The 18,710-nt window shown below is 71.2% G+C and carries 16 protein-coding genes; 2 read left to right on the top strand and 14 right to left on the bottom strand.

Going from position 1 to position 18,710, the window contains the following annotated elements; genetic code table 11:
* Nucleotides 1–5: 5 nt before the first annotated feature.
* From R2B38_RS40745 to R2B38_RS40725, 5 genes are all read right to left on the bottom strand, one after another.
* Complete coding sequence (locus R2B38_RS40745; protein WP_318020826.1) at nt 6–983, bottom strand: NADPH:quinone oxidoreductase family protein; 978 nt, start codon at nt 981–983, stop codon at nt 6–8.
* A complete protein-coding gene (locus tag R2B38_RS40740; protein WP_318020825.1) occupies nt 980–2,161 on the bottom strand; it encodes an acyl-CoA dehydrogenase family protein in 1,182 nt (393 codons plus the stop codon). The genes R2B38_RS40745 and R2B38_RS40740 overlap by 4 nt, the downstream gene beginning before the upstream one ends.
* A complete protein-coding gene (locus R2B38_RS40735) occupies nt 2,158–2,925 on the bottom strand; it encodes an SDR family NAD(P)-dependent oxidoreductase (protein ID WP_318020824.1) in 768 nt (255 codons plus the stop codon). Before R2B38_RS40735 ends, R2B38_RS40740 begins: the two co-directional genes overlap by 4 nt.
* A 50-nt stretch (nt 2,926–2,975) precedes the next feature.
* Nucleotides 2,976–4,124: an acyl-CoA dehydrogenase family protein gene (locus R2B38_RS40730; protein WP_318020823.1), complete on the bottom strand. Its 1,149-nt coding sequence runs from the start codon at nt 4,122–4,124 to the stop codon at nt 2,976–2,978.
* A gap of 124 nt (nt 4,125–4,248) precedes the next feature.
* The gene (locus R2B38_RS40725; protein ID WP_318020822.1) at nt 4,249–5,721 is read right to left on the bottom strand and encodes a FadR/GntR family transcriptional regulator; all 1,473 of its coding nucleotides are present in this window, start codon (nt 5,719–5,721) and stop codon (nt 4,249–4,251) included.
* A 192-nt stretch (nt 5,722–5,913) separates the two neighbouring features.
* Between R2B38_RS40725 and R2B38_RS40720 the strand changes: the two genes are divergently transcribed.
* Nucleotides 5,914–7,134: an acyl-CoA dehydrogenase family protein gene (locus tag R2B38_RS40720; RefSeq protein ID WP_318020821.1), complete on the top strand. Its 1,221-nt coding sequence runs from the start codon at nt 5,914–5,916 to the stop codon at nt 7,132–7,134.
* A gap of 140 nt (nt 7,135–7,274) precedes the next feature.
* Nucleotides 7,275–8,516, top strand: coding sequence for a cytochrome P450 (locus tag R2B38_RS40715; protein ID WP_318020820.1), 1,242 nt, complete (start codon nt 7,275–7,277; stop codon nt 8,514–8,516).
* A 4-nt stretch (nt 8,517–8,520) separates the two neighbouring features.
* Here the strand turns inward: R2B38_RS40715 and R2B38_RS40710 are convergent, their stop codons facing one another.
* The 9 genes from R2B38_RS40710 to R2B38_RS40670 form a co-directional block, all read right to left on the bottom strand.
* On the bottom strand, nt 8,521–9,666 hold the full coding sequence (locus tag R2B38_RS40710; protein WP_318020819.1) for an acetyl-CoA C-acyltransferase: 1,146 nt from the start codon (nt 9,664–9,666) through the stop codon (nt 8,521–8,523).
* Nucleotides 9,667–9,694: 28 nt separating this feature from the next.
* Nucleotides 9,695–10,843: a CaiB/BaiF CoA-transferase family protein gene (locus tag R2B38_RS40705; protein WP_318020818.1), complete on the bottom strand. Its 1,149-nt coding sequence runs from the start codon at nt 10,841–10,843 to the stop codon at nt 9,695–9,697.
* A gap of 53 nt (nt 10,844–10,896) precedes the next feature.
* Nucleotides 10,897–11,661 (bottom strand): crotonase/enoyl-CoA hydratase family protein, encoded by a 765-nt coding sequence (locus tag R2B38_RS40700; RefSeq protein ID WP_318020817.1) that lies wholly within the window; start codon nt 11,659–11,661, stop codon nt 10,897–10,899.
* Nucleotides 11,662–11,695: 34 nt separating this feature from the next.
* Entirely contained in the window at nt 11,696–12,952 is a 1,257-nt protein-coding gene (locus R2B38_RS40695) for a MaoC family dehydratase N-terminal domain-containing protein (protein WP_318020816.1), read from the bottom strand.
* A 44-nt stretch (nt 12,953–12,996) separates the two neighbouring features.
* Nucleotides 12,997–14,493 carry a class I adenylate-forming enzyme family protein gene (locus R2B38_RS40690; RefSeq protein WP_318020815.1) on the bottom strand — a complete coding sequence of 499 codons (1,497 nt, stop codon included), beginning with the start codon at nt 14,491–14,493 and terminating at the stop codon, nt 12,997–12,999.
* A gap of 29 nt (nt 14,494–14,522) precedes the next feature.
* Nucleotides 14,523–15,662 carry an acyl-CoA dehydrogenase family protein gene (locus R2B38_RS40685; protein ID WP_318020814.1) on the bottom strand — a complete coding sequence of 380 codons (1,140 nt, stop codon included), beginning with the start codon at nt 15,660–15,662 and terminating at the stop codon, nt 14,523–14,525.
* Nucleotides 15,653–16,126: a VOC family protein gene (locus R2B38_RS40680; protein ID WP_318020813.1), complete on the bottom strand. Its 474-nt coding sequence runs from the start codon at nt 16,124–16,126 to the stop codon at nt 15,653–15,655. The genes R2B38_RS40685 and R2B38_RS40680 overlap by 10 nt, the downstream gene beginning before the upstream one ends.
* A gap of 8 nt (nt 16,127–16,134) precedes the next feature.
* Nucleotides 16,135–17,334: a cytochrome P450 gene (locus R2B38_RS40675; protein ID WP_318020812.1), complete on the bottom strand. Its 1,200-nt coding sequence runs from the start codon at nt 17,332–17,334 to the stop codon at nt 16,135–16,137.
* Between the two features lie 94 nt (nt 17,335–17,428).
* Complete coding sequence (locus R2B38_RS40670; protein ID WP_318020811.1) at nt 17,429–18,661, bottom strand: CoA transferase; 1,233 nt, start codon at nt 18,659–18,661, stop codon at nt 17,429–17,431.
* Nucleotides 18,662–18,710 lie beyond the last annotated feature (49 nt).

Genomic DNA, 18,710 nt, shown 5'->3' with positions numbered 1-18,710 from the left:
CGTTCCTACGAGATGAGGTCCAGGACCACCTTGCCTGTGGTCCTGCGCTCGGCGACGTCGGTCAGGGCGGTCGCGACGTCGGCGAGCGGGTGGACGCGGGAGACCAGCGGGCGCATCCCGTCCCGGACCATGCCGGCGAGGACGCGGTCGGCGGCGGCCACCGCGTCCGGGGCGTACTGACGGACCGTACGGATCTCGAAGCCCCGGACGACCAGGTCCTTGAGCAGGACCAGGTTCAGCGGGATGCGCGGGATCTTCCCGTCGGCGTATCCGACGGTGACGAACCGGCCGCCACGGCGCAGTGCCCGCAGGGCGGCCTCCGCGTGGTCGCCGCCCACCGGGTCGATGACGAGGTGGACGCCCTCGCCACCGGTCAACTCCCTTGTGCGGAGCTTGAGATCCTCGTGGACGTAGTCGACGCCGGCCTCGGCCCCGAGCTTGCGGGCGACGGTCAGCCGCTCCTGGCTGGACGCGGCGGCGACCACCCGCATCCCGAGCCGGTTCGCGATGTCGACCGCGGCCGAGCCGACCCCGCCCGCGGCGCCGAGCACCGCCACCCACTCCCCCGCGCCGCCCTGTCCGACGGTGACGAGGGAGTGGTAGGCGGTGGCATACGTGACGTGGAACGCGGCGGCGTGCACCATGTCGAGGCCCTCGGGAACCTGCCGCAGGCTCGCGACGGGCACCACGACCTGTTCGGCGAACGCACCGGTGAGCACCGCCCCGGCCACCGGTGAGCCGACGGGCGGACCGGAGACGCCGGGCCCCAACTCGGCCACCACACCGGCGAATTCACTGCCCGGGGTGAACGGCAGCGGCGCGGGCACCTGGTAGCGGTCGGCCACGATCAGCACGTCCGGGAAGTTCACCGCCGCCGCGTGCACACGGACCAGTACCTCGCCCGGGCCGGGCCGCAGATCGTCGAGTTCGACGACCGAGAGGCCACCGGGCGGCCCATACTCCGTACAGCGTGCGGCTCTCATCGCGCCCTTTCCACGGTCGTCGGCATCGCCGGGTCCCGGGGCAGTCCCAGTACCTGTTCGGCGATCGTGTTGCGCTGGATCTCGGCGGTGCCCGCCCCGATCGACGAGGCCCGGGTGCGGAGGAACCCCCATACCCAGCGCCCGCGTTGGACCGCGTGCGGGTCGCGGCGGCCGAGGACTCCGTACGGCCCCAGCAGGTCGAGGGCGAACTCGTGCAGCTCCTGCTCGAAGGTCACGATGGACAGCCGTGCCGTCGAAGAGGCGGGTCCTGGTTCGCCCTTGGCCATGATGTCGGCGATGGTGCGCATGCCGGTGAGCCGCATGACGCGTACCCGGATCTCGAAGTCCGCGAGCCGGTCACGGACGATCGGGTCGGCCGTGGCCCCGCGTTCGTGGGCGAGTTCGATCAGCTCGTCCAACACCCGCCGGTACAGGGCCGCTTGGTTCATAGCCCCGGCCGCGCGCTCGTGCCCCAGGCTCGTCCGCACCAACGGCCAGCCGCCGTTCTCCTCGCCGATCCGTTCGGCCACCGGTACGCGGACGTCGTCGAAGAAGATCTCACAGAAGTGCGCGTCGCCGGTGAGGTCGCGCAGTGGGCGTACGGTCACGCCCGGGGCGTGGGCGTCGATCAGCAGGTAACTGATGCCGTTCTGGCGGGAGTCGGGCGGTCCGGTGCGGACGAGGGTGAAGACGATGTCGGCGATGTCGGCCGAACTGTTCCACACCTTCTGCCCGTTGACGACGTACTCCGCGCCTTCGCGCCGTGCCGTCGTGCGCAGCGCGGGCAGGTCCGATCCCGCCTCCGGTTCGGAGTAGCCCTGGGCCCACACCATGTCGCCACGCAGCATGGGGCGCAGGTGGCGCTCCTTCTGCTCGGGCGTGCCGTACTTGATGAGGGTGGGGGCGGCGATGCCGAGGCCGGTGCCCAGGGGTCCCGGGACGCGGGCGCGTGCGTACTCCTCCTGGTAGCTGACCTGGCGGGCGAAGGACAGGTCCATCCCGCCGTACGCGCGCGGCCAACTCGGGCCCGCGTAACCGGAGTCGTACAGCGTGGCCAGCCACTTCTTCTGCCAGGCGACCCGCTCGACGGGGTCCTTGGGGCGGCGGCCGGGGTGCTGCTCCGTCAGGAAGGCCCGCAGGCGGGCCCGGAACTGCTCGTCGGTCTCGTCCACTGTCATCGCGGGGCCATGCGGATGGCGCCGTCGAGGCGGACGGTCTGGCCGTTGAGGTACGGGTTCTCCAGCATCTCGACGGCGAGGCGGGCGAAGTCGTCCGGGTCGCCGAGGCGTTTGGGGTGCGGCACCGAGGCGGCGAGTCCGTCGCGGATGTCGGCGCGCAGGCGGCCGAGCATCGGGGTGTCCATGATGCCGGGGGCGATGGTGTTCACCCGGATCTGCCAGCTGGCCAGGTCGCGGGCGGCGACGAGGGTGATGCCGTGGACCCCGGCCTTGGCCGCGGTGTAGGAGGTCTGCCCGATCTGGCCGTCGAACGCGGCGACCGACGCGGTGAGCACTACGGCTCCGCGGTCGCCGTCGACGACGTCGTTGCCGGCGAGACGGGCGGCCGCGAGGCGCAGCACGTTGTAGGTGCCGATCAGGTTGACGCGGACGACCTCGGCGAAGGTGTCGAGTTCGCCGGGGTTGCGGTCGCGGTCGATGATGCGGGTGCGGTCGCCGCCGCGTCCGGCGCAGTGCACGACGCAGCGCAGCGTGCCGAGTTGCTCCGCGGTGTCGAGCGCGGCGGCGACCTCGGTCGCGTCGGTGACGTCGGTGCGGACGAAGCGTGCCGCCTCGCCGAGGTCGGCGACGGCCTTGACGCCCTGTTCCTCGGAGATGTCGGCGAGGACGACGCGTCCGCCGCGTTCGATGAGGCGGCGCGCGGTGGCCAGGCCGAGCCCGGAGGCGCCGCCGGTGACGAGTGCCGCTGAACCGTCGATGTTCACACCCAACTCCTCATGGACTGAACGGTTTTGAAGGCAAGCAGTGCGGGGCTCTAAAGGCCCAGGGACTTGCTGATGATGAGCTTCATGACCTCGCTGGTGCCGCCGTAGATGCGGGTCACGCGGGCATCCGCGTACAGGCGGGCGATCGGGGATTCGAGGATGTAGCCGTAGCCGCCGTGCAGTTGGAGACACCGGTCGACGACGCGCCCCTGTGTCTCGGTGCAGACCAGCTTGGTCCGGGCCGCGTCCACGGGGTCCAGTTCGCCCGCGACGAGCGCGGTGACAGCCGCGTCCAGGAGGGCTTGCGCGGCCGTCACCTCCGCGTCCAGGGCGGCGAGTTCGAACTTCGTGTTCTGGAACTGGCTCAGCGGTTTTCCGAACACGGTTCGGTCGCGGACGTAGGCGACGGTCAGGTCGATGGCGGTACGGGCCTGGGCGACCGCGCCGACCGCGATGGCGAGGCGTTCCTGGGCGAGGTTGCGGCCCAGGAGTGAGAAGGCCGCGCCCTCCTCGCCGAGGAGGTTGGCGGCGGGCACGCGGACGTCGTCGAAGGAGAGTTCCACGGTGTCCTGGACGGCCAGGCCGATCTTCTCCAGCTTGCGTCCGACGGTGAAGCCGGGCATGCCCTTCTCCACCACGAGGAGGGAGAGACCGGCCCGCCGGTTGTCGGGGTCCACGGAGGTGCGGGCGACCACGATCACCAGGTCGGCGTGGTGGCCGCCGGTGATGAAGGTCTTGGCGCCGTTCAGCACGAAGTGGTCGCCGTCGCGGACCGCCCGGGTGGTGACGCCGGCGAGGTCGGAGCCGGTGGCGGGCTCGCTCATCGCGATCGCGGTGTACAGCTCCCCTGAGGCCAACCCCGGTAGCCAGCGCGCCCGTTGCTCGTCGTCGGCCAGGCCCGTGAAGTACGGGACGACGATGTCCAGATGGGTGCGCAGGCCGCCGAGCGTGACGCAGGCGCGTGCGCACTCCTCCTGGAGCACCACGTTGTACCGGTAGTCGTCCTGGCCGCCCCCGCCGTACTCCTCGGGGATCGCCGTACCGATGATGCCGAGCTTGCCCAGTGCGGTGAACAGGTCGCGGGGGACGAGTCCGGCGCGCCGCCAGTCCTCGTACGACGGGACGACCTCACGGGCGAGGAAGTCACGGACCAGCAGACGGAAGTCCTCGTGGGTCTCTTCGAACAGGGTCCGGCGCATCGGATCTCCTTCGGCTCGACCTATTCAGTATACCTAATTACCCTCGCCCGCCACAGACCGGAGCAGCAGAACGCCCCGTGAGCCGGAAGGCCGCACGGGGCGCTGCTGGTTGAGTGTCAGGGAATCAGTGCCACCAGGGGATGAGCGCGTCCAGGTGACGGCGCATCCGGTGCCGGGCCACCCCGGCGTCGCCCTCGACGACGGCGTCGAGGATCCGCTGGTGGACGTGCTGGACCTCCTCCGCCGCCGTGTCGCCCGGGAGCGGCCGGTCGTGGCCGGAGGCGTGGCGGCGGAACAGCTCGGTGATGATCGACAGGAACAGCGCCAGCACCGGGTTGTCGGACAGCGCGGCCAGTTCGGTGTGGAAGAGGTCGGCCTTGCGCGGGTCGTCGGCGGGGCCCTCCGTGCTCCACCGCACGGCCCTGCTCAGGCGCTCGGCCACCTCCGTGTCGCCCTCCGCGACCCGGGCGGTGACCCGGGCCACGATGCCGAGTTCGATCGCGTTGCGGACGATCCGCAGGTCGTCGGCGGTGACGCCCTGGTACTCCAGGAACAGCGCCATGGTGTCGATGCTGGCCTGCGGTTCGGGCTCGGTGACGATCAGTCCGCCGCCGGGACCGCGGCGCATCCGGGCGACCGAGTGGTACTCCAACAGCCGTACGGCTTCCCGCAGTACGGCCCGGCTGATCGAGTAGCGGGCGAGCAGATCGGCCTCCGAGCCGAGCACCATGCCGGTCTGCCAGCCGCGCGCGGCGATGTCGTCGTGGATCCGGGCGGCGACCACCTCGGCGAGCTTGGCCCGTGGCCCCTCGACCAGTTCGGGCTCGACCACGTTGCCCGCGATCCGCTGCCCGCGCCGCACCCGGTGCTTCTCGATCCAGCCCGCCACCGACTCAAGGTGCGCGGTCAACTCGGTCTGGGCACGGGCTCCGTCGTCGGCGATCACGGCGTCGACGACGGCCTTGTGCGCGCGGTGCGAGATGTCCTTCGCCGCGTGCATCTCGGACTTGGAGATCCGGCGGGAGGTGTGCGCGTAGCGTGCGGTGAGCCGGGTGAGCACGTCGACGAACAGGTGCAGCACCGGGTTGCCCGACAGCCGGCCGAGCACGGGGTGGAGCGGGTCCTGCGCGTGGACTCCGGGGTCGTCCCAGTGCGCGAGTTCGGCTTCCAGTGCCGTGCGGAGGGTTTCGATGCCCTCCTCGGTGATCCGCTCGGCGGCGAGTCCGGCGGCGATCGGCTCCAGCAGGAGGCGCGCCTGGAGGAGGTCCGTGACGCTCGTGCCGACGTATTCGAGGTAGATCACCATGGCGCGGGTGGCCGGGCCGGCGTCGGGCGCGCAGACGATCAGGCCGCCGTTCGGGCCGCGCCGCATCCTGGCGACCTGGTGGTGCTCGACGAGCCGTACGGCCTCGCGCAGGACTGCCCGGCTCACGCCCAGCCGCTCCCGCAGGTCCACCTCGGAGCCCAACGACTCGCCCACCGGCCAGCCCTGGCGGATCACGGTCGCCTCGATACGGCGGGCGGTCTGCGCGGCCAGCTTGCCGACCGGGACACCGGTCTCGCCGTCGGCGGGCTCGCGGTCGACGGCAGTCGCCATGGCCAACTCCTCTGGGGCGGATATTGCGGATCCCCAGTCTATTCGCCACCTGGGCCGGAGGCGTGCGCTTCGGCCACCCGGCACCCAGATGAGGTCACTTTTTTGGTGGTACGGCTATGGCAGCCGGGTGAACAGCACGGTTAAAGTGGCCTCATTTCCGGGCCGCGGCACGAGAACAGGGAGCCGAAAGCGATGCGACTGGAGTCCACGCCCGAGCTCGATGCGTTCCGGAGGAAGGTGCGCGCCTTCGTCGCGGAGCACGCCCCGGGCACCAAGACCCATGCGGGGGTGCGCGCGCCGGAGCCGGACCTGATGCCGGCGATCCGCGCGTGGACCGCCAAGTTGTACGAGGCGGGCTTCCTCGGGATCGACTGGCCGGCCGAGTACGGCGGCCGTCCCGACGCGCATCCCCTGGAACCGTTCGTGGTCGCCGAGGAGATCGCCCGCGCCCGGACCTGGCAGCCGGTCGGCGCCGCCTCGCTGGCCTCGGCCGCGCTGCTGGAGTTCGGCACCGACGCCCAGCGGGCGCGCTTCCTGCCCCGTATCCGCTCCTGCGAGGACGTGTGGTGCCAGCTGTTCAGCGAGCCCGGGGCGGGCAGCGACCTGGCCGCGCTCCGGACCCGGGCGGTGCGGGAGGGCGAGGGCGACGAGGCGGTGTTCGTCGTGGACGGCCAGAAGGTGTGGACGACGAACGGCCAGCACGCCGACATGGGCTATCTGCTCGCCCGCACCGATCACGAGGCCCCGAAGCACAAGGGCATCACCGCCTTCGCCCTCGATCTGCGCAGCCCGGGCGTCGACATCCGGCCACTGCGGGAGATCACCGGCACGACCGACTTCAACGAGGTCTTCCTGGACGGGGTCCGCATCCCGGCCGCGCAGGTGGTCGGCCGCGTGAACGACGGCTGGCGGGTGGCGATGAGCAGCTTGGGCCATGAGCGTTCCGGCGTGGGCGCGCGCGGGGTCGAACTGTTCGCCGTACTGGACGACTTGGTCCGGCTCGCCTCGCGTACGCCGGTCGGCGGCGGGTCCGCGCTGGACGACTCGGCGACCCGGCAGGCGATCGGCGAACTGGCCGCGCGGGTGCAGGTGAACGCCGCACTGCTCGGTCTCGCCCAGTCACGGATGCTGCACGGCACGGAGCAGCCCGCCGACGCCCTCCTCGGCAAGATCTTCTTCAGCGAACTCAACCACGACCTGGTCGACTTCGGCCTCGGCCTGCAGGGCACGGACGGATTGCTGGTCGAGGGCGACGAGGACGCCGTGGCGGACGGCTGGTGGCAGGACGCGCATCTGTACTCGCGGGCGTACACGATCGCGGGCGGGGCGAACGAGGTGCTGCGCACGCAGGTCGCCGAGCGCGGGCTCGGGATGCCGCGGGAGCCTCGCCGACCGGCCTCGGGCACGAAATAGACCACCCGGTCAATACACGCGCTCCACGTTTCTCCGCCGATCACCGGAAAGCCTTCACAGGCCTTCCGGAAGATTGATTGTACCGATCGGTCGACGTATGGTTTCGTCAGGTGCGGGCCCGACGAGAGGACGACAGAACCATGACCGAGAGCGTGGCCGGAACCGACGTCTCCGAGGAACTGCCGGAGTACCCCTCGCCCCGATCGGGCGCGTGCCCGTTCGCTCCGCCGCCGGGACTGCTGGAGCTGCACGACACGGGCAAAGCCGTCGTCCGGGCGAGGACCTGGGACGGCACGACCCCGTGGGTCGTCACCACGCACGCGGCCCAGCGGCAGCTGCTGACCGATCCCCGGCTCAGCGCGAACATCGGTGCCCCCGGATATCCGCACACGACCGAGGCGATGAAGGCGCACGCGGCCCATATCCAGCCGTCGATCAACAACACCGACGGTGCCGAACACACCCGCTGGCGGCGGATGCTGACGAGTTCGTTCACCCGGCACCGGATGGAGAAGATCCGCCCGGAGATCCAGCGCATCACCGACGACCTCATCGACAAGATGCTCGCGGGGCCCAACCCGGCCGAACTGAACGAGGCGTTGTCGCTCCCGCTGCCGTCGCTGATGATCTGCGCGCTCCTCGGCGTGCCGTACGAGGACCACGACTTCTTCCAGGAGCACGCGGGAGTCACCAACGCGCGCTTCAAGACCCCGGAGAAGGCGGCGGAGAGCACGGCGACCGTGCGCCGCTACATCGCCGGGCTCATCGAGGCCAAGATGGACGACCCCGGCGAGGACGTCCTCTCCGACCTCGGCGCGCGCATCAAGGCGGGCGAGCTGTCCATGGAGGAGGCAGCGCCGCTGGGGCACATCCTGCTGGTCGCCGGACATGACACCAGCGCCAACATGATCACGCTGGGCACCGCGCTGCTGCTGGAGAACCCCGGCCAACTCGCGGGCCTGCGCGAGCACTCGGACGATCCCAAGTACGTGACGAGCACGGTCGAGGAGCTGCTGCGCTACCTCACCATCCCGCATCTGCTGGCGCGCCGGGCGGTGCTGGACGACATCGAGATCGACGGTGAGGTCATCCGCGCGGGCGAGGGTGTCATCGCCTCGCTGCCGGCCGCCAACTGGGACCCGCAGGCGTTCCCCGACCCCGGGAAGCTCGACCTCACCCGCACCGCCTCCCACCACCACGCGTTCGGCTGGGGCCCGCACCAGTGCGTGGGACAGCAGCTGGCGCGCATCGAACTCCACGTCGTCTTCAGCACGTTGTTCCGCCGTATCCCGACCCTCCGACTCGCCGCGGACGTCTCGGAGCTGAAGTTCAAGGAGGACTCCCAGGCGTACGGCATCTACGAGTTGCCCGTCGCCTGGTGAGCCGTCACGGGAGCAGTTCGATGATCGTGGCGTTGGCCGTGCCGCCGCCCTCGCACATCGTCTGCAGGCCGTAGCGCAGGTTCCGTTGGCGCATCCGGGCGAGCAGCCGGGTCATCAGGATGGCGCCGGAGCCTCCCAGTGGATGGCCGACCGCGATGGCGCCGCCGAGCGGGTTGAGCCGCTCGGGGTCGGCGCCGGTCTCGGCCAGCCACGCCAACGGCACCGGCGCGAACGCCTCGTTGACCTCGTACGCTCCGATGTCGTCGATGGTCAGGCCGGAGCGGCGCAGCACCTTCTCGGTCGCGGGGATCGGGCCGGTCAGCATCATGACCGGGTCCGCGCCGCTCACCGCGCCCGAGTGGTAGCGCGCGATCGGCCTGAGGCCCAACTCCCTTGCCCGTTCGGGAGTTGTGATGAGCAGGGCGGCGGCGCCGTCGGAGATCTGGGAGGCGTTCCCGGCGTGGATCACGCCGTCCTCCTTGAACGACGGCTTGAGTCTGGCGAGCGTCTCGACCGAAGTGCCGCGCCGCAGGCCCTCGTCGACGGCGAACTTGGTGCCGTCGACGTCGATGGGTACGACGTGGTCGTCGAAGATCCCCGAGTCGATCGCCGCGGCGGCCTTGGCGTGCGACGCGGACGCGAACTCGTCGAGCCGGGTCCGGCTGAGCCCCCACCGTTCGGAGATCAGCTCGGCACCGACCCCCTGACTGAACTGGAACCCGTCGTAGCGGGCCAGCACGGCGGGTCCGTACGGCTGTCCGGTGGTCCGGTGCGAGCCGAGCGGGACCCTGGTCATGGTCTCCACGCCACCGGCCACCACCAGGTCGTACTGCCCGGCCATGACGGCGTGTGCGGCGGAGTCGACGGCCTGTTGGCTGGATCCGCAGGCCCGGTTGATCGTCACCCCGGGCACATGCTCGGGCCAGCCCGCCGCGAGCGCGGCGAACCGCGCGATGTTGCTCGACTGGTCGCCGATCTGGGTGACACAGCCCCACATCACGTCGTCGACGGTGCCGGGGTCGATGCCGGTGCGTTCCACCAGCGCGGTGAGCACGTGCGCCGACAGATCCGCCGCGTGCACCGCGGCCAGGGAGCCGTTGCGCTTGCCGATGGGTGTGCGGACGGCGTCGACGATGACGGCCTCGGGCATGGCAGGGTCCTCTCGGTCGCTGAGGGTTTCAGTGGGGGAACTGGACGGCGGCGCCGCTCTCGACGAGTTCGTCGGCACCGGCGATCCGCCAGTCCCGGAAGACGGCGCGCGTGTCGGCGCCGACGGGTGGTGCCGCGGGCCCGGGGCTCGACGGTGTCGCCGAGAAACGCGGTGCCGCGGCGGGCTGGACGACGCCGTCCCGGGTGAACAGGCTGCCGCGTGCGGCCAGTTGGGGGTGGGCGGCCGCCTCGGTGAGGCCGAGGACGGGTGCGACGCAGGCGTCGGTGCCCGCGAACAGGGCCGCCCATTCGTCACGGGTGCGCTCCGCGAACCGTTCGGTCAGCAGCCGACGCAACTCCGGCCAGGTGGACCGGTCGTGCTGGAGATCCGGGTCGACGTCGAGTTTCAGCAGGTCGATCAGGCACCGGTAGAACTTCTCCTCAAGGGCGCCGACCGCCACATGCCGGCCGTCCTTCGTCCCGTAGACGGCGTAGAAGGGCCAGCCGCCGTCGAGTTGGTTGACCCCGCGCTCGTCGGTCCACGCGCCGCGCCCGAGTTTGCCGAAGGTGCTGGCGAGCAGGTGGGCCGTGCCGTCGACGATGGCCGCGTCCACCACTTGCCCGACTCCCGTGCGTCCTACGGCGTGCAGGGCGGCCAGCACGCCGATCACGAGGTAGCAGCCGCCGCCCCCGAAGTCGCCGACGAGGTTGAGCGGTATCCGCGGCGGTCCGCCCGCCTCCCCCATCGCGCCGAGCGCGCCGGTGAGGGCGATGTAGGTGAGGTCGTGTCCGGCGGCCGCGGCGAGGGGGCCCGTCTGGCCCCAGCCGGTCATCCGGCCGTAGACGAGCCGGGGGTTGCGGGCCAGGCACGTGTGCGGTCCGATGCCGAGCCGTTCGGTCACGCCGGGACGGAAGCCCTCGATCAACACGTCAGCGCGCTCGGCGAGTTGGAGGAGTGCGGCGGGTCCGGACGGGTGCTTGAGGTCGAGTACGACCGAGCGCTTCCCTCGGTTGAGTACGTCCGCGGGGCCGCCCGCGTCGGGTTCGTCGGCCCGCTCGGGCCGGTCCACCCGGACGACCTCCGCGCCGAGATCGGCGAGCAGCATCCCGGCGAACGGTCCCGGGCCGATGCCACCGAGCTCGACCACGCGGCAGCCGGACAGCGGTCCTGTGGTCATCAACACCCTCCCTGACAGCCCCCATTGAGGTCACTCATCCTGCTACGACGCTCTCAGCGCCCCTTCCAGACCGGCGGGCGCTTCTCCGCGAACGCGGCGGCCCCTTCCCGCGCGTCCTCGGACGAGAACACCGGCGAGGCGATCTCGGCCTGCCGGGTCCAGCCCTCCTCCAGCGTCCAGTCGGCGGCGGAGTGCGCGATCCGTTTCGTCGCGGCGACGGCCAGGGGGCCGTTCGCCGCGATCGTCCCGGCCAGTTCCAGCGCGCCGGCGAGCGCGCCGCCCTCGTCCGTGAGCCGGTTGACCAGTCCGACCTCGGCCGCGCGTGCGGCGGTGATCGGCTCGCCGGTCAGCAGCAGCTCCAGCGCGATGGCGTACGGGATGCGCCCCGGCAGTTGGAGTGCCGCCCCGGCCCGCGCGACCAGGGACCGCTTCACCTCCGGTACCCCGACCCGCGCCGTGCGGGCCGCCACGACGAGATCGCAGGCGAGCACCAGCTCGAAGCCGCCGGCCAGCGCCCAGCCCTCGACCGCGGCGATCAGCGGTTTGCGCGGCGGGGTGACGGTGATCCCGCACAGCCCGCGGCCCTCGATCGCGGGACTCTCGCCGCGCAGCCACGCCTTGAGGTCCATCCCCGCCGAGAACGTGCCGCCCGCGCCCGTGAGCACGCCGACCCGCAGGTCGTCCGTCTCGTCCAGCTCGTCCACCGCGGCGGCGACACCCGCGGCCACCCCGGCGTCCAGCGCGTTCTTCACCGCGGGACGGTTGATCGTGATGACCTGGACCGCGCCACGGCGCTCCACCAGCACCTCGTCCGACACTCTTGCCTCCTGAATCGTCATCCTCGATTGCCGTTCATTTGCCGCCGACCGCGAACCGTTCCAGTTCGTGGGCGACCATGCCGTCCAGGTCCTGGGCCGGTGGCGCGGGGAGTTCGACGGCGCGCTCCCTGGTCGGCAGGAGCACGACTGCCGTTCCGGGGGTGGTGACTTCACCGCGCTGGTTCTCGCAGCGCACCTCGATGTGCACCTCGCCCCGCCCGTCCACCAGCCGTTTGTCGACGACCGTGCCGCGCACCCAGGTGGTGTCGCCGAGGTAGTTGAACTTGCGGTGCTCGCACCGGAGTTTCCACAGCCAGCCGTCGTCGCCGATCCAGTCGGTGAGCAGATGGCAGAGCCAGGTCTCGCGCATGCCGCCGTAGTCGTAGGGGTTGGGGAGGCCCAGCTCCCGGGCCCGTTCGGGTTCCCAGTGCAGACGTTGGACGGTGTCCGGGACACCCAGCCGGTTGGGCGGGTAGAGGCCGGGGGCTTTGCGCCGTACGGCCGCCGCGATGCCGAACGCGCCGGGCGGGGTGAGCTGCATGCCCCAGCCGAGGTGCCAGACGACCACGTCGGTGGTGGTCAGCGGGCCCTTCACCCGGGGTTGCAGGACTTCACCGACCTCGACGTCCTCCCAGTGGCGGGGTTCGGCGCCGCGCCTGGTCTCGGCGGCGTACGCCGCGTCGATCTCCGCCAATTGGTCAGGCGTGTACGGCGGTTGTTCCAGCGCCTCCTTGGCCCGCTTCTTCGACGTGTGCCGCTCGGCGTTGATCCAGGTGCCGCGCCGCAGGGCGTGCATCTCGCCGCGCCCGTTGGCGTAGAGGTAGTCGCGGACGACGTGCGCGGTGCGCCCGCCGAAGCTGCTCTGCTTGAGCCGCACCCCGACCTGGGTCTGCAACACCCGGCAGCGGTCGCCCAGTTGGAGCGGTCGCCACCACTCGAACTCCATCACCGCCTGGTAGGAACCGAGTCCCGCGAAGGGATCCCCCTTGAGCAGTGCCTTGGTCTCCGGGTCCGGTGCCGGGGCCGCGTCCTCCCCCATCGTGTAGAGGAAGGTCGGTGGTGCGACGAGGGCGCCCCAGCGGGTCTTCGCCGCGTACTCGGGGTCGCAGTAGAGCGGGTTGGCGTCGCCGTAGCCGTAGGCGAAGTGGCGTGAACCGTCCCAGGTGACCTCGTAGTTGTGGGGTGGGTTGTGCTGCGGCTGGGGTACGCCCAGGCGCCGCCGGGAGCGTTCGACCGCCTCGTCCGTCAGCATGCCGAACCGCTCGGCCGTCTTCTCCTCGGTCCCGCTCACCGCTCACCCTCCTTGCTGGTCACCGCAGTTCCTCCTTCAGGCGGTCAGGCCTTGGTCTGCTCGGCGAACCGCGCCCGGACGAGGTCGAGCAGTTCGACGCGGCTCACCTTGCTCGACGGCGTGCGGGGCAGTTCGTCGACGACGACGATGTGGGCCGGCACCTCGTACGGGGTGAGGTGGCCGCGGCACAGGGCGGTCAGCTCGGCCTCGTCGGGAGCGGGCTCCCCCGGCCTCAACTCGACGGCGGCGACCGGCACTTCACCGAGCCGCGGGTCGGGCAGTCCGGCGACCGCAGCCTCGCGTACGGCCGGGTGGGTCTCCAGGACGCGTCTGACCGTCTCCGGCTGCACCTTGAAGCCGCCGCGGATGATCGCGTCGTCGGCGCGGCCCTCGATCCACACGAACCGGTCGGCGTCGATCCGGGCCAGGTCACTGGTCCGCACCCAGGTCCGGCCGCCGTGCGTGCTCTGCTCGGTGCGCACCTCAAGGCGACCGGTCCGGCCGACCGGCAGCTCGGCGCCGTCCTCGCCGGTCACCCTCAACTCGACGCCGGCGAAGGCGCGTCCGGCGCTGCCCGCCTTGCGCTGCCACCACCGGTCGTGCAGCGGCAGGGTCCAGCCGGCGACGGCTCCGGCGAACTCCGTCGCGCCGTAGGTCATCAGGACGGGGATGCCGTACGTCCGGTGGAAGGCGTCGGCGAGTTCGGGCGGGCAGGGTGCCGTGCCCGAGGTGACGACCTGGAGGGTGGCGAGGCGTTCCTTCGGTACCTGGGCGTCGAGGACGGCGCGCAGCGCGGCCGGTACCAGGCTCGCCGCGCGCAGCTGGTGGCGTTCGACGGCGCTGACCCAGGGTTCGACGGTGAACTTCGGCATCAGCAGCATCCGGCGTCCGGTGGCGAGACAGGCCAGCGCCCGCCACAGGCCGCCGATGTGCACGAGCGGTGTGGCCACGAGGGACGCGGATTCCGACAGGAGCCTGCTCGCCTTCGGGGTCTGTCCGCCGGAGACGAGGGCCTGGTCGAGCTGTCCGATGCGCAGGTGGACGCGTTTCGGGGGGCCGGTGGTGCCGGAGGTGAGCATCTCCACGGCGACGCCCGGGCGGGCCGGTGCCTCGGCCGGTGCCGTGCCGCCGGCGGGCCGCAGGGTCCCGTCGGTGCTCAGTTCGAGGGCGGCGCCGTACGCCGTCACGGCGTCGAGGACGCCCTCGCGGGCGAGGACCTCGGCGCCGGACACCACGACGGGTGGCGCGCAGCGGGCGATGTCGGCGGCGAGGCGGGCGGCGGGCTGGAGCGGGCTGAGCATGACCAGGCAGCGTCCGGAGGCGATGACCGCGGCGACCACGGCGACGTGTTCGGGCCGGTTCTCCAGGACGACCCCGACGCGGGCCCCGGTGTGCAGGCCCATCGCGTCGAGTGCCTCGCCAAGTTCCCTCGCGGTCCGCTGGACCTGCCCCCAGGTCCACCAGTTCCGGTCGTACTCGATCGCCTCGGCAGCCGCGGGCGCTTCGGCCAGCAGACGGGACAGGCGGTCGCGAATTCCCACGTGATCAGCCTTTCGACAGGACGTCGGTCTCAGATTCCGACCAGGTCGGCCAACCGGGTCCGGTGCGCGGCCGGCCCCCCGAACAACTGCTCCGACGACTTCGCGCGCTTGAGATACAGGTGCGCGTCGTGCTCCCACGTGTAGCCGATGCCGCCGTGGATCTGGATGTTCTCCTTGGCCGCGTGGGTGAAGGCGTCCGCGCAGCAGGCCGCGGCCAGCGCGGCGGACACCGGGAGTTCGGCGGGCACCAACGGCGGTTCCGTCGAGGTCAGTTGGGACATGGCAGCGGCGGCCACGGTCGTGGCGTGGTAGGCCGCCGACCGGGCGCCCTCGACCTGGACCAGCAGGTCGGCGCACTTGTGCTTGACCGCCTGGAACGACCCGATGGGCCGCCCGAACTGCACCCGGACCTTCGCGTAGTCCACGGCCGCGTCCAGACAGGCCTGCGCCCCGCCTACCTGCTCGGCGGCGAGCGCCACGGCCACCAGGTCGAGCACGGTCCGCAGATACGCGGACGCGTCGCCGTCGGGGCCGACCCGTCGCGCGGGCGCACGGTCGAGGTCGACGCGGGCCAGCCGCCGGGTCGGGTCGAGGGTCTCCAGCCGGGTGCGGGTCACGCCGGGCGCGTCACCGTCGACGGCGAACAGTCCGGGGCCGGTGCCGGTGCGCGTCACGACGAGGATCAGGTCGGCGGTGTGGCCGTCGACGACGAACATCTTGGTGCCCGACACGGTCGTGTCCGTTGCCGTCGTCTCCACGTCCTCGATGCGCCACGACCCGCTCTCCTCCGCGAGCGCCAGCGTGGCCGTCGTCGATCCGTCGGCGATCGCGGGCAGCCAACGCGCCTTCGCCACCTCGTCGTTCGAGGCCGCGAGGGCCTGCCCGGCGAGGGCCACGGTCGCGAAGTACGGCGACGGCAGCAGCACCCGTCCCAGCTCCTCCAGTACGATCCCCAACTCGACCGGGCCGCCGCCGAACCCGCCGTAGGCCTCCGGCAACGCCAGCCCGTGCAACCCGAGTTGGTCCGCCATCTGCCGCCACAGCCGAGGGGCGTACCCCTCCTCGGAGTCCATCGCGCGGCGCACCGCAGCACTCGGCGCCTTGTTGGCGAGGAACCGCCGTAGCGTCGTGCGGAGTTGTTCCTGCTCCTCGGTGAACGTCAGTGCCACGTCGGCGCCTTGGAGCGGAGGTAGGCGGCGAAGTCCGGTATGCGGGTGCGGTCCACGATCTCGATGCGGACGCCCCACGGGTCCAGGTGGTAAGCGAAGATCGACATCGAGCCGTCGACCACCGCGCAGGCCTCCAGCGGGAAACCCGCCTCCTCCAGCCGCTTGGACGTGGTCTGGAGGTCGTCGCAGAAGTAGCCGAGGTGATGGGTGGCGAGGTGTGCGGCCGGTGTCCACGGCGTCCCCGGGATCTCCTGCACGAGTTCGATGTGCGGGGCGTCCAGTGAGTACGCGTAGCGCAGCGGGAGCACCCGTTCGCCGTCCGCGAGGCGGACCGGGAGGTCGGCGGCCATGGTCTCGGTCCAGCGGTGGCCCGCGACCTCGGTCAGCCGGGTCTTCCACGCCTCGATGTCCGGGACGACAATTCCCGTGTGGTACAGGTCCGTTGCGTTGAGCGGGTGCGTCATGGCGTCGCTCACCACTCCAGCCGGAGCTGCTTGATGCCGTACATGTTGCCGTGCTGTTCGAGGTCCTGGCCGGGGGTGATCCGGTAGTCGGGGATGCGCTTGTGCCATTCCTCGACGGCCGCGTTGAGTTCGAGGCGGGCGAGGTGCGAGCCCAGGCAGCGGTGCGGGCCGGAGCCGAACGCGATGTGGTTGCTGGTCTTCCGCCGCAGGTCCACTTCGAGGGGGTCGTCAAAGCGCTCGGGGTCGCGGTTGCTGACCGCGAGCGGGAGCATGACCATCTCCCCCGCCCTGACCGGGCAGCCGCCGATCTCGACGTCCTGGGTCGCCTTGCGGGCGGGCACGACGAACGAGTAGACGCGCAGGATCTCCTCGACCGCCGTGGGGATCAGCGCCGGGTTCTCGACGATCGCCCTGCGCTGTTCCGGATGTGTGGCGAAGTGGTAGAGGGCCCAGCCGATGGAGATCGGGACGGTGTCGAAGCCGGCCTGGAACAGCAGGATGCAGAAGGCGTGCATGTCCCGGTCGCTGATCGGCTCGTCGTCGATCGTCCAGGTCATCGCGCGGGACAGCAGGTCGTCACGGGGCGCGTCGCGCCGGACGGCGATCTGCTCCTCGAAGTACTCCGACACGGCACGCATGGCGCTCAACTGCCGTTCACCGTCCGGGTCTTCACGGTGGGACAGGTGCAGCAGATCGTGGATCCAGTCGAGGAACCGCGCGAGGTCCTCCTCGGGCAGGCCCATCAGACGCATGAAGATCAGGGTCGGGAAACGGCGGGCGAACGCGTCGAGGACGTCGGCGGAACCGCTGCCCTTCAGCCCGTCGATGAGGCCGGACGCCACCTCCCGGATCTCCGGTTCCCGGGCGGCGACGGTCTTGGGCGAGAAGGCGCTGCCCAACAGCCGCCGCCACGCGGTGTGTTGGGGCGGATCGAGCATTTCCGGGATCCACAGGAACCTGGGGTCGGGGTCGAGCGCCGTCACGGACGTGTTCGAGAAGGTCCGCCAGTCCTGGAGTGCCTTCTGCACGGCCTCGCCCTCGGTGACGACCCAGTATCCGCGCGCGATGGTGCTCCGGAACCCGGCGTGGGTGCGGGCCATCTCGTCCCAGCGTTCCTGATGGCTGAGCACCGGTCCGCCGAGGCGGTTGTCGAAGTGATAGGCGGGGACGCCCTGGTGGGTCCCGTCGGGTTCGAGGGTCGCGCTCATGACGGCTCCTTCCACACGGTCTGCTCGTCTCCTGCGGCGCGCACGACGCCCGCGGTTCGCGCGTCTCGTACGGCCTTCACGTCTTCTACGGTCGTCACGTCGCCGCACCGTCGATCTTCAGCGCGATCAGCTCCTCGTCGGAGAGGCCGAGCGAGCGCAGGACCTCGTCGGTGTGCTCCGCGAACTGCGGTGCCCTCGTCAGGTCGACCGGCATCTCGTCGAACTGGACGGGGCTGGCGACGAGTTCGCGGTTCACGCCGTCGGCGTCGACGACCGGGGCGATGAGTCCGTTGGCGCGCAGCGAGGGGTCCTGGCCGACCTCCCAGGCGTTCTGCACCGCCGCCCACTGGCCCTCCCCGCGCGAGAGGATCTCGACCCACTCCGCAAAGGTGCGGGACGCGAGGAGACCGGCGACGATGTCGGCCGCCTCCGCCGCGTTGGCCATCAACTTCTCGGCGCTGTCGAAGCGTTCGTCGGTGCCCAGTTCCTCGCGGCCGGCGAGCTTGCAGAACTCGGCCCAGTACCGGCCGGGTTGGAGCATCGACAGTTCGATCCAGCGTCCGTCCGAGGTGAGATAGGCGCCGATGAGCGGGTTGGTGCGCGATCCGTACCGGGGCTGGACGTTCACCGGGAGCGGACCGCCGTTCATCAGCGCCAGGTTGACCGTGAACTGGGTCGCCCAGGCGCCGACGCCGAGCAACGACACGTCCACCACGGAGGGTTCACCGGTCGTCGCGCGGGAGTAGAGGGCGGCGGCGATGCCACCGGCGATCGTCAACCCGCCCATCGAGTCGCCGTAGGCCCCGGCGGGCATCCGGGTCATTCGGTCCGCGCCGTGCGGGGTGACACCGGCGGCGCTGCCGCCGCGCGCCCAGAAGGCGGTGCTGTCGTACCCGCCCTTGGTGGCCTCGTCCCCCTGCGGGCCGAAGCCGCTGCCGCGCACGTAGATGATGTCCGGGTTGATGGCCCGGATGTCCTCGACGTCGATGCGCAGTTTGGCGCGCGCCTCGGGCAGGAAGTTCGTGAGGAACACGTCGCTGGCGCGGACCAGGTCCTCGAACACCTTGCGGGCGGAGGGTTTCTCCAGGGCGAGGCCGACGCTGCGTTTGCCCCGGTTGGGGCCCTCGACTATGGGGAAGAACGACGACCCCTTGCTGGCGGCCTCGTAGCCGAGGACCCGGACCAACCCGCGCTGGGCGTCGCCGCGTTCGGCATGCTCGATCTTGATCACATCGGCACCCCAGTCCGCGAGCACGGCACCCGCCGCCGGGACGAAGGTGAACTGGGCTACTTCGAGAACGCGTACGCCCTCCATCGGCCTGCGCATCGACCAACTCCTCATACTCATTCCGCCGTCACGCGCTCCGAGTATGGAC

This window comes from Streptomyces sp. N50, assembly GCF_033335955.1.
GTDB lineage: Bacteria > Actinomycetota > Actinomycetes > Streptomycetales > Streptomycetaceae > Streptomyces.
This window is presented reverse-complemented; position numbering and strand designations above follow the sequence as displayed.